We start from the raw sequence: 10585 nt of genomic DNA, 5'->3' as shown, positions 1-10585 counted from the left end.
CCTCTTGGGGTGAACCGCCGTCACCCGTGCGAGCGGCACGGTCGGCAGGCGAGCCGGCGAGCGTACGGGGGGTGGGCCGTGAGCAGGGTGGATGTCGACGACGACGAGTGGATCCAGCGCGAGGTCCTGGCCGAGCTGGCCTGGGATCCGCGGCTGCGACCGAACGAGATCGGGGTGGCCGTCGACCAGGGAGTGGTCACCCTGACCGGTTTCGTGGACGGCGCGGCCCGTGCGTGGGCGGCGACCCGCTGCGCCCAACGGGTGCGGGGGGTACGCGTGGTGGCCGACGAGATCGAGGTACGCCTGCCGGGGACACCGGGGCGTACCGACGGCGATATCGCCCTCGCCGCGGCCCGGGCCCTGGAGTGGGACAGTTTCGTGCCGGCCGAACGGCTGGACGTCACCGTCGCCAACGGCTGGTTGATGCTGCGCGGCGAGGTCGAGTTCGGGTGGCAGCGCCGGGCCGCCGAGGGGGAGCTGCGCCGGCTGGACGGGGTACGGGGAATCACCAACCTGGTCGAGGTGCGGCCGTCCGCGCCACCGGCCGGCGAGCGGCTGCGGCAGGATGTCCGACGTGCCCTGGCGCGCACGCTCGGCGCCGAGCGGGTGACGGTGGAGGTGGACGGCGACACGCTGGTCCTCGCCGGGGTGGTCCGCTCGTGGTGGGAACGGGACCAGGTGGATCGGGTGGCGTGGTCGGCGCCGGGCGTACGAGCCGTGCACGACCAACTCCTGGTCGGCGGGTAGGCGTCCGTCTTGTCCGGTTTACCGGAGGCCGGGTGGGGAAACCGCCGCGGACCATGCCGACCGACGGCGATACCCGATCGGGGATCAACGGGGAGGACTCGTGGCCGTGAACCACCCGCCCGCCGACCGCTCGCCGCAGCGGTCGTTGCGCATAGCGATGGTGGTCCCGCCATGGCTGTCCGTGCCGCCGCCCGGTTACGGCGGCCTGGAGCAGGTGGTGGCCTGCCTGGTGGACGAGTTGTCCGCGCACGGCCACGCGGTGACGCTGTTCGGTGCCGGCGAGCAGCACGGCACCGACGCCAGCGGCTTCGTCTCCACCGTCGCCGAGGTCCAGTACGAGCGGCTCGGCGAGTCGCTGCCGGAGCTTGCGCACCTGGCCCGGGTGAACCGCATGATCACGCCGGCCGACTTCGACGTGATCCACGACCACACCACGATCGGCCCGCTCGTGGCCGGCCGCCGGTCCGTGCCGACGGTGGCGACGGTGCACGGCAACCCGGTGGGGGAGTACGGCGACGTGCTCGGCGAGGCCGGCGAGGACGTCGCCCTGGTGGCCATCTCGCACGCGCAGCGCCGACTCAACCCGAGCCTGCCCTGGGCCGGCACCGTGCACAACGCACTGGACCTGCGTGGCTTTCCGCGCAAGACCGCGCCCGGCCCCGGGCCGGTGCTGTGGTTGGCCCGGTTCAGCCCGGACAAGGGCCCGGACATCGCCATCCGCGCCTGCCGGGAGGCCGGCCTGCCGCTGCTGCTGGCCGGCAAGTGCAACGAGCCGGCTGAGCGGCGCTACTTCGAGCAGGTCGTCGCGCCGCTGGTCGACGAGGACGTGTCCGTCGTGCTCAACGCCGACCGCGCCGAGACCCTGCGGATGCTCGTCGACGCCCGTTGCCTGATCATGCCGATCCAGTGGGAGGAGCCGTTCGGCATGGTGATGGTGGAGGCGATGGCGACGGGTACGCCGGTGGTCGCGCTCGACCGGGGCGCGGTGCCCGAACTGGTTCGACCCGGGATCACCGGGCTGGTCTGTCGGCAGCCCGCCGAGCTGCCCGCCGCGCTGCTGGCCGTTCGGGAGCTGGACCCGCTGGACTGTGTGGCGCACGTCGCCGAGAACTTCTCGGTCGAGCGGATGGCGTACGGCTATGAGGACGTCTACCGGCGCTTCGCCCTCGGGCGGCCCGCTGCCCGCGAGACGGCCCCCGTCGCGGTCCGTTGACGGTGTCGCCCCGGGTCAGACCCGGGCCGCGCCCAGCTCGGCGATGGCGGCGTCCAGCCGCTGCGCGTACGCCGGGCTGATCGCCCCCTCGCCCAGCCGGACCGTGACCTTCTCGCGCAGCCGGGCCACCGGTCGGGCCAGCTCGTCCCGGCCGGAGCCGGCGGCGGCCAGCAGGTTGCGCAGCTCGTTGCGCAGGTCGAGGCCGACATCGTCGCGGATCTCCCCGTCGCGTAGGCCGGCGTCGATCAGCCCGTCGACACGGTTGGCGGCCTCCACGAGGGTGCCCGGCTCGCCGGTGGGCGCGCGGGTGGCCGGTGGCGACGACGGTGCCAGGGTCGGCCGGGACGGCTCGGTGGCCGGCGGGTCGGTCGGCGGGTCGGGCGGCACGGGCGTCGCCGGGCCGGCCGACGGCTGGGCCCGGCGATCCGGCTGCCGGTCGGGCAGCAGTGCCGCACCGGCCAGCGCCACACCGACGGCCAGCACCACCGGGATCAGGAGCAGCAGCGCCACCCGCCGGCGGGACCGGCCGGGCCCCGCACCGGACAGCGCCGTCACCTCGTCCGCCAGCGGTGCCGTCGCGTCGCCCGCGTGCGCCGTCCCCGCGGCGCTCAGCGGCGGGGTCGTCGTCGACGGCGGCAGGGCCAGGGTGGGCACCCGGATCGTGGCGGTCGGTGGGTCGGGCGGCGGGAGGTGGCCGCGCAGCTCGGTGGCGAGCTGCCGGGCCGTCGGCCGGTCCGCCGGGTCCCGGGAGAGGCTCCGCAGACAGATCCGGGCCACCGCCGCGGGCAGCTCCGGCACGTCGGCCAGGGTCGGCGCCGGGCCGCCGGCCAGCGCGGCGCTGAGCTGCTCCCAGGTGTCCGCCGGGTAGGGCACCCGGCCGGTCAACGCCTCGTGCAGCAGCACGCCGAGCGAGTAGACGTCGGTGGCCGGCTGGGCGGGTGCGCCGTGGAGCCGTTCCGGGGCCACGTACGCCGGGGTGCCGAAGGTGCCGCCGTCCTCGTCCTCGTCCGGGGCGCCGATTCGGGTGGCGATGCCGAAGTCGAGGACCTTCACCCCCATCGCCGTCATCATGACGTTGGCCGGGGTGATGTCGCGGTGCACGATGCCCAGCCGGTGCGCGGCGGCCAGCGCGTCCGCGACCTGGGCGCCCAGCTCGACCGCCTCCGGCCACGGCAGCGGGCCCTCGGTGAGCCGCAGCTCCAGCTCCTCGCCGCTGAGCAGCTCCATCACCACGAACGAGGTGATGGTCCCGTCCGGGTCGACCGTCTCGCCGTAGTCGTGCACCGCCGTCACGTGCGGGTGCACCAACTGGGCGGCGGCGCGCGCCTCCTCCCGCACCATGTCGCGGAACCGCGCGTCGGCGGCGAGTGACGGCGCGAGCACCTTGAGCGCCACGACGCGGTCGAGCACCTCGTCCCGCGCCCGCCAGATCACCGACATGCCGCCGGAGCCGATCTGGTCGATGAGTCGGTACCTGCGGGCCAGCAATCGGCCCGGATGCAGCGCTGCCTTCACGGATCGCACCTGCCCTCGGGGGTGGGAGCCGTATCAGGTTGCGCGAATGTGTCCTGCCTGTCAACGGCCGATGTGCCCGATGGTGGCGGACGGCGGGCGGGGTGCGCCCACCGCCCGGTGGGCGGCGGCCGACTGGTGGCGGCGGGCGCGTGCCAGGATGAGGACATGGCGGGGGGACCGGTGGCGTTCGTTCTCGGTGGCGGAGGGGTGCTCGGCGCCGTCGAGGTGGGCATGTTGCGGGCCCTGTTCCGCGCTGGCATCCAACCCGACATGGTGCTCGGCACCTCGATCGGCGCGGTCAACGGCGCGCTGGTCGCCGCCGACCCGTCCGAGGCGGTGACCGACCGGCTGGTGCGGCTCTGGGCCTCACCCGAGGCCAGCGAGGTGTACGGCGACTCGGTCGCCCGGCAACTGCGCCGCTTCGCCGCCCGCACCCACCTGCACTCGCCCCGGCCGCTGCGCCGGCTGCTGGAATCCGAACTGGGCGCCGACACCACCTTCGCCGACCTGCGGGTGCCGTTCCGCTGCTGCGCCGCGCACATCGAGCGGGCCGCCGAGCACTGGTTCTCCAGCGGCCCGGTGGTGCCGGCCGTGCTGGCGTCGGCCTCGGTGCCGGGCCTGCTCCCGCCCACCGAGATCGACGGCGCGCACTACGTTGACGGCGGCATCGTCAACTCCATCCCGATCGGCGAGGCGGTGGCCGCGGGCGCCGGCCAGATCTTCGTCCTCCAGGTGGGCCGGATCGAACGGGAGCTGACGCCACCCCGGCGACCGTGGGAGATCGCCCAGGTCGCGTTCGAGATATCCCGCCGGCACCGCTTCTTCCGCGAGATGGCCGCGCTGCCCGAGGGGGTGGAGGTGCACGTCCTGCCGACCGGTGGGCTGAACCCACGCGACGACACGCCGTGGGCGTACCGGGACATCGCGGCGGTGGGACGGCGGATCAGCCGGGCGTACACCGCTTCGCGCCGCTACCTCGCCACCCACGTGGAGCGCTGATGCCGCTGCCCCCCAGGTGGCTGCGGCGGCTGCTGATCGCCCCCGGCGTGGTGCTGCTCGCGATCGCCGTGGTGACCACGCTGCCGGTCTGGGCGCTGCTCGCGGCGGCCGTCTCGCCGCTGGTCCCGGGCCGGCTACGCCCCCTGCGTCTGCTCTGGATCGGCTGCGTCTACCTGGTCTGGGACGCTGCCGCGCTGCTCGCGCTGTTCGTCCTGTGGCTGGCGTCCGGGTTCGGCTGGCGCAGCCGGTCCCCGGCCTTCCAGCGCGCGCACTACGTGCTGGCCGGCTGGTTCCTGCGGGTGCTGTTCTGGCAGGCCCGCTGGTCGCTGCGGCTGCACATCGACGTGGTCGGCACGGACCCGGACACCGCGCTGCCCGGTCGGCCCGAGCTGGTGCTCTGCCGGCACGCCGGGCCGGGTGACTCGTTCATCCTGATCCACGGTCTGGTCAACTGGTTCAACCGGGAGCCGCGGATCGTGCTCAAGGACAGCCTCCAGTGGGATCCGGCGATCGACGTGCTGCTCAACCGCCTGCCCAACCGGTTCATCGCGCCCACACCGGAGCGCGGCGAGGAGACGGTACGCCAGGTCGGGCACCTCGCCACCGGCCTGGACGACAACGACGCCTTCGTGATCTTTCCGGAGGGCGGCAACTTCACCCCCAAGCGCCGACTGCGGGCCATCGCCCGGCTGCGGTCCCTCGGCCTGGAACGGATGGCGCAGCGCGCCGAACGGATGCGCCACGTGCTCGCCCCGCAGCCCGGTGGGGTGCTCGCCGCGTTGGACGCCGCCCCGGACGCCGGGGTCATCTTCGTCGCCCACACCGGACTCGACCGGATGCGCACCGTCGCCGACGTGTGGCGGGAGCTGCCCATGGACAAGCGGATCGTGATGCGGTTCTGGTCGGTGCCCCCGGAGGAGGTGCCGACCGGCCGGCAGCAGCGCATCGACTGGCTCTTCGACTGGTGGGCGCAGATTGACACGTGGATCGCGGCCAATCGGGACAGCGCCGCGTAGGGTGCGCTCGTGGACCAGATCTGCGTGGTGACGACGGTGGTGGATGCGCGTTCGGTTGCGGACGTGCTGGCGGCCGCGGCCGTCGCCGGGCGGCTCGCCGCCTGTGCCCAGGTCGGCGGTCAGGTGGACAGCACCTACTGGTGGCGCTCCGGGGTGGAGACGAGCACCGAGTGGTCCGTGCAGTTCAAGACCGCGCCGGATCGGTTGGCCGCGCTGGTGGACCAGATCCGGGCCAGCCACCCGTACGAGGTCCCGGAGATCCTGGTGTCGCGGGTGGACAGTGGTGATCCCGGGTACGCGGCCTGGGTGCACGACCACACCCGACCCTAGGTACGCGCACTCTGGGCCATCCGCCGTCGGTTTTCGATGATGACCGGGTGGACGACACCCGCTATCCCTGCCCCGCCTGCGGCGCCCCGGCCGACCTGACCGCCGGTTGCGCCGGCTGCCGCCGCCCGCCGGACCCCGTCGCGGCCGAGGTGGTCCGACTGGGGCGGGAGGTGGATCGGCTCGGTCCGGAGGTGGAGCGGGCCCGCCGGACGTACACCGAGTTGGCTGGTCTGTTGGCGGCCACCTCGCGGCGGCGGGCCGAGCTGGCGGCGGTCGTCCGCGCGGGGCTGGCGGCGGGGGCGCCGGTCGTCGGGCCGGCGCCGGTCGTCGCGTCGGCGTCGCCCGGTGGCACGGGGGAGCACGCGCGGCCCGGCGCGGCGGAGACCTCGACCCGGACGGTCCAGGGGTTGCTGTTCGTCCTCGGTGGACTTCTGCTCGGCACCGCGGCCGTGGTCTTCACGGCGGTGGCCTGGGCGTCCGTGGGGGTCGGTGGCCGGGCGCTGATCCTGGCGGCGGTCACGGCGCTCGTCCTGGCCGGCCCGCTGCTGGCGGTCCGCCGGGGGTTGCGGGGTACGGCGGAGACGTTCGCCGCGGTGGGGCTGCTGCTGGTGTTGCTGGACGGGTACGCCGCCTGGTCGGTGAACCTGGGCCAGGTGGCCGGATGGCCGGGCACCCGATACGCCGCGCTGGTCGGGGGGGCCAGCGCGGCCATCGCCGTGGCGTACGGCCGATTGAGCGGGTTGACCGGGCCCTGGTTCGCCGGCCTCGTGGTCGCGCAACCGGTGCTGCCGTTGCTCGCGGCGCCGGCCGACCCCGGCGCGGACGGCTGGGTGCTGGTGCTGCTCGGGGTAACCGTGCTGAATCTGGCGGTGCTGGTCGCGCTGCGCGATGGGGACGACGCACGCCGGCTCGCCGGTCGGGTGCTCGCCGGGCTGGGTCACGTCGGCGCGCTGGTCGGCGCGGGCGCGTGTGCGTTGGTGCCGTTGGTGCTGGGGCGGTCGGCGGGGTCGCCGCTGCTGGCCGGCGTGCCGATGCTGCTGGTCGCGGTGACCGGGCTCGTCGCGGCGTTGCTGGTCGGCGGCACGGCGCCGCGGGCGGTGGCCGCCGGCCTGCTGATGCCGGTGCTCGCCGCCGCGCTGCTGCGCCCGGTGGGTGAGCTGCGGCCGTCGTTGCTGCTGCTCGCGGCGGCGACGGTCGCGCTCGTCCTGGCCGGGGCGGTACGGCTGTTGCCGACCGGCTGGCGTCCCGGGCCGCGCGCCGGCGCGCTGCTGGTCGCGGCCGGTGCGGCGCAGGTCGCCGTGGCGATCGCCGGTGTGTTGGCGGTGGCCGCCGCCGCCCGGTCGCTGCCGCCCTGGCACGGGGCCGGGTGGGGGCCGGATCTGAGCTGGGGTTGGCAGGTGGCGCCCGCCGTGGCGCTGGCGCTGGGCGCGGCCGCGTCGTTGCTGCCCCGCCGCGGGTGGGCGGGGCTGGCCACGGCCGGCGCGGTGGTGGTGCTGCTCGCCCTGCCCATCGGCTGGACAGCGTCGTGGGCGACGGTGGTGGCCGTGGACCTGGCCGGCGGGGTAGCTCTGGTGCTCGCCGTACTGGCACGTCCGGCGACCCGACCGGCCACCCTGCTCGGCTGGGCGTCCGGCGGCGCCGTTCTGATCGGGCACGCGCTGCTGGTGGCCCTGGCCGATCCGCTCGGCGTCGTGGTGGTGCTGGGCATCAGCACCGTGCTCGGGGTGGCGCTGGCGGTGCGGACGGCCGACGGGCCGTACCGACGGGTGGCGGGTGTCGGTCTGCTGGCCGCGCACCTGGCGCTGCCCGCCATCGCCGCGGTGGCGCTCTTCGCGGCCGGCGTGCAGCCCTGGTGGCAGGCCCGGGCCGCGCTGATCGCCGCCGGGCTGTCGCTGGTCGCGACGCTCGCGGTGCGTCGCCACCGGGTCGACCTGATCGAGTACGCGGTGCCGGGCGCCGTGGTCGCGGTGCTCGCGGCCGGGGTCGCGCCACTGGTGGCGGCGGGGAACGAACCCGTGACGCTGTACGCCGCGCTGGCGGCGCTGGGCGTCGCGCTCGTCGCCCGCTGGGGCCTGCCGGCGCTCGGCGACGAGCCGGAAGGTCCCGCGGAGCAGACGACTGTCGGGGGATCGTCGGCTGTCGGGGGGCCGTCGGCGATCGGGGGTCTGCTGAGGGCGTCGGGTGCCGTGCTGGCGGGGGTCGCGGTGCTGGCCGCGCTGCCGACGATCCTCATCGCGCTGGTCTTTCCGTACGGCATCTGGGAACCGGTCTGGTCCGGGGCGCCGACCGCGACCGCCGATCGGGGGCTGTTCCCCACCGGACTGGCGCTTGTCGGGTTGGCGGTGGCCGCGGCGCTGGCCGGTCGGCGGGTGCGCCCAGCGCTGCTGGCCGGCCTGCCGTTCGCCGCCGCCGCGCTGCCGGTGCTGCTCGTCGCGATCGGTGTGCCCTGGCCGGTGCTGCCGGCCGCCACCCTGCTCGTCGGGGTGTCCACGCTGCTGCTCGCCGCCCTGGTGGCGCCCCGTCCGGGGCTCGCGTCGATCGCCGTGCCCGTGGGAGCGGTGTTGGCCGCGGCGGGCGTGGCGGTGCTCCTGGCCACCAGGTCCGGCACGCTCGCGGCCGAGGGCACGCTGCTGGTGACGGCGGTGGTCGTCGCCGTCGGAGCGCGGATGGTCGAGGTGCGCGTCGTCGGAAGCGTCGCCGCCGTGGGAGCGGCGTGCGCGCTGGCGGTGACAGCTCCGCTGGCCAACGGGCTGGGGTTGCGGGCGGCGGCGTACCCGCTGCTGGGGGTGGCCGTGCTGGTCCTCGCCGCCGCGGCCACGTCCAGCCGGCGGCGGGCACCGGTCGGGCGCGTGCTGGATGCCGCCGCGCAGGCGGTGGCGGGGGTGGCTGCGGCGCTCACCGTCGAGGTGGCGCAGCAGCTCGCGACCGTCTGCGTGCTGTGGGGTGCGGCCGTCGCGCTGCGGCTGCTGCGCCGGGGGGAGCCGGCCGGTCGACGGTGGCGGTTCGCCGCCATCGCCGCGGGCAGCGAGTTGCTCGGTGCGTGGGTGCTGCTCGCCGCCGGCGGGGTGACCGTGCTGGAGGCGTACACCCTGCCGGCCGCGGGGCTCGCCCTCGGCGCGGGCCTGCTGGCGTTGCGTACCCGGCCGGGGCTGACGAGTTGGCCGGCGCTCGGCCCGGGGCTGGTCGCGGCGCTGCTGCCGAGCCTGGTGTCGGTAATGGCCGGGCCGGATCCGCAGCCGTGGCGACGGTTGCTGCTCGGCGCGGCGGCGCTGGGCGCGGTGCTGGCCGGCGCCAGCCGCCGCTGGCAGGCCCCGGTGTTGCTCGGCGGTGCGGTGCTGGCGGTCCTGGCGCTGCACGAGATCGCCCGTGGCTGGGACCTGCTGCCCCGGTGGATCTACCTGGGCGCCGGCGGGCTGGCGCTGATCGGGCTGGCCGCCAGCTACGAGCGGCGGCGTCGTGACCTGGCCCGACTGCGCGCCGCAGTGGCCCGGCTGGGCTGAACCGAGGCCGGGGGTAGGGCCCGCCCTACCCCCCATCCGGGGGTTGTCAGGGTTACTCACCGCAACCGATGCGGGGAGACTGACGTTGACCCCGAACCATCCTGGTTCGGCGCAAGTGGAACAGGAGCAGCAATGGCGCTCGGAGCGGTGGCGGAACCGCCGGTACGACGGCGGGGTAGTGATTACGCACAGTTGTCCCGACGGATCAGTCAGGCCGGCCTGCTGGAGCGGCGACCTGCCTCTTACGTTGCCCGCCTCGTGCTCACCCTCGGCGCCTTCGTGGCCGGTTGGGTCGCCGTGTTCCTGGTCGGCGACTCCTGGTGGCAGGTGGCGCTCGCGGCCGTGATGGCGGTGGCCACCACCCAGGTCGCGTTCCTCGGTCACGACGCCGGGCACCGCCAGATGTTCCGTCGACGCGGTCCCAGCCAGGTCGTCGGGCTGGTCGCCGGCAACGCGGCGGTGGGGATCAGCTACGGCTGGTGGGTCGACAAGCACAACCGGCACCACGCCAACCCGAACCACGAGGACGAGGACCCGGACGTCGGCGCGGGCGCCCTGGCGTGGACTCCCGAACAGGCGCTGGAGACCCGGGGCGCACACCGCTGGATGGCCAGCCGGCAGGCGTACCTCTTCTTCCCGCTGCTCTTCCTTGAGGGTCTGAGCCTGCACGTGGCGAGCATCCGGGCGATCATCGGCCGCGAGCAGAGTGGCCGGTACGCGACCCCGATGCGGCACCGCGCGGTCGAGGCGGGGCTCCTCCTCGCGCACACCGCCGGCTACGTGGCGCTGCTGCTGGCGGTCATGTCGCCGGGCAAGGCGCTGCTCTTCGCCGCCGTGCACCAGGGGCTGTGGGGCCTCTACATGGGCTGCGCGTTCGCGCCGAACCACAAGGGCATGCCGATGCCGACCGCCGAGGACGAGCTGGACTTCCTGCGCAAGCAGGTGCTGACCTCACGCAACGTGCGGGGCAGCCGGCTGGTCGACACCGCGCTGGGCGGGCTCAACTACCAGATCGAGCACCACCTGTTCCCGAACATGCCCCGGGCGAACCTGCGCCGGGCGCAGCCGATCGTCCGCGCCTACTGCGTCGAGCAGGGCATCCCGTACGCGGAGACCGGGCTGATCGAGTCGTACCGGCAGGCGCTCGGCCACCTGCACGAGGTGGGCCGGCCGCTGCGCGGCTGAACAGAGCGGCTGACGTGAGATCGACAGGCGGGGGGGCCGCGGGGGGTTGCGCCCCCCCCGGCGCGGGGTGGCTGAAAGGG

At 75.2% G+C, this 10585-nt stretch carries 8 protein-coding genes; 7 read left to right on the top strand and 1 reads right to left on the bottom strand.

Annotated elements, in window-relative coordinates; translation table 11 throughout:
- The first annotated feature begins 87 nt into the window (after positions 1-87).
- Complete coding sequence (locus ABZU46_RS28885; protein ID WP_354862682.1) at positions 88-747, top strand: BON domain-containing protein; 660 nt, start codon at positions 88-90, stop codon at positions 745-747.
- A 157-nt stretch (positions 748-904) separates the two neighbouring features.
- Positions 905-1960: a glycosyltransferase family 4 protein gene (locus ABZU46_RS28880; RefSeq protein ID WP_354862680.1), complete on the top strand. Its 1056-nt coding sequence runs from the start codon at positions 905-907 to the stop codon at positions 1958-1960.
- Between the two features lie 15 nt (positions 1961-1975).
- On the opposite strand, the gene ABZU46_RS28875 is transcribed toward ABZU46_RS28880, so the two are convergent.
- On the bottom strand, positions 1976-3475 hold the full coding sequence (locus tag ABZU46_RS28875; RefSeq protein WP_354862679.1) for a protein kinase: 1500 nt from the start codon (positions 3473-3475) through the stop codon (positions 1976-1978).
- Positions 3476-3640: 165 nt separating this feature from the next.
- On the opposite strand from ABZU46_RS28875, the gene ABZU46_RS28870 reads away from it, so the two are divergent.
- The 5 genes from ABZU46_RS28870 to ABZU46_RS28850 all read left to right on the top strand — a co-directional run bounded on the left by ABZU46_RS28870 (position 3641) and on the right by ABZU46_RS28850 (position 10505).
- The gene (locus ABZU46_RS28870) at positions 3641-4474 is read left to right on the top strand and encodes a patatin-like phospholipase family protein (RefSeq protein WP_354862678.1); all 834 of its coding nucleotides are present in this window, start codon (positions 3641-3643) and stop codon (positions 4472-4474) included.
- Positions 4474-5490, top strand: a complete 1017-nt coding sequence (locus ABZU46_RS28865) for a 1-acyl-sn-glycerol-3-phosphate acyltransferase (RefSeq protein WP_354862676.1) — start codon at positions 4474-4476, stop codon at positions 5488-5490. The genes ABZU46_RS28870 and ABZU46_RS28865 overlap by 1 nt, the downstream gene beginning before the upstream one ends.
- A 9-nt stretch (positions 5491-5499) precedes the next feature.
- Positions 5500-5820, top strand: coding sequence for a divalent-cation tolerance protein CutA (gene cutA / locus ABZU46_RS28860; protein WP_234590601.1), 321 nt, complete (start codon positions 5500-5502; stop codon positions 5818-5820).
- A 47-nt stretch (positions 5821-5867) separates the two neighbouring features.
- A complete protein-coding gene (locus ABZU46_RS28855) occupies positions 5868-9320 on the top strand; it encodes a hypothetical protein (protein WP_354862675.1) in 3453 nt (1150 codons plus the stop codon).
- Between the two features lie 132 nt (positions 9321-9452).
- Positions 9453-10505, top strand: a complete 1053-nt coding sequence (locus ABZU46_RS28850) for an acyl-CoA desaturase (RefSeq protein WP_354862674.1) — start codon at positions 9453-9455, stop codon at positions 10503-10505.
- Positions 10506-10585 lie beyond the last annotated feature (80 nt).

Origin of the sequence: Micromonospora sp. NPDC005197, from assembly GCF_040608295.1 — a bacterium.
GTDB lineage: Bacteria > Actinomycetota > Actinomycetes > Mycobacteriales > Micromonosporaceae > Micromonospora.
Note: the sequence above shows the minus strand (reverse complement) of the source record. Positions and strands in the feature narration are given on the sequence as shown.

Coding starts and splice junctions, on each gene's coding strand:
- ABZU46_RS28865 (WP_354862676.1), top strand. CDS start 4,474: ATGCCGCTGCCCCCCAGGTGGCTGCGGCGGCTGCTGATCGCCCCCGGC.
- ABZU46_RS28870 (WP_354862678.1), top strand. CDS start 3,641: ATGGCGGGGGGACCGGTGGCGTTCGTTCTCGGTGGCGGAGGGGTGCTC.
- ABZU46_RS28880 (WP_354862680.1), top strand. CDS start 905: ATGGTGGTCCCGCCATGGCTGTCCGTGCCGCCGCCCGGTTACGGCGGC.
- ABZU46_RS28850 (WP_354862674.1), top strand. CDS start 9,453: ATGGCGCTCGGAGCGGTGGCGGAACCGCCGGTACGACGGCGGGGTAGT.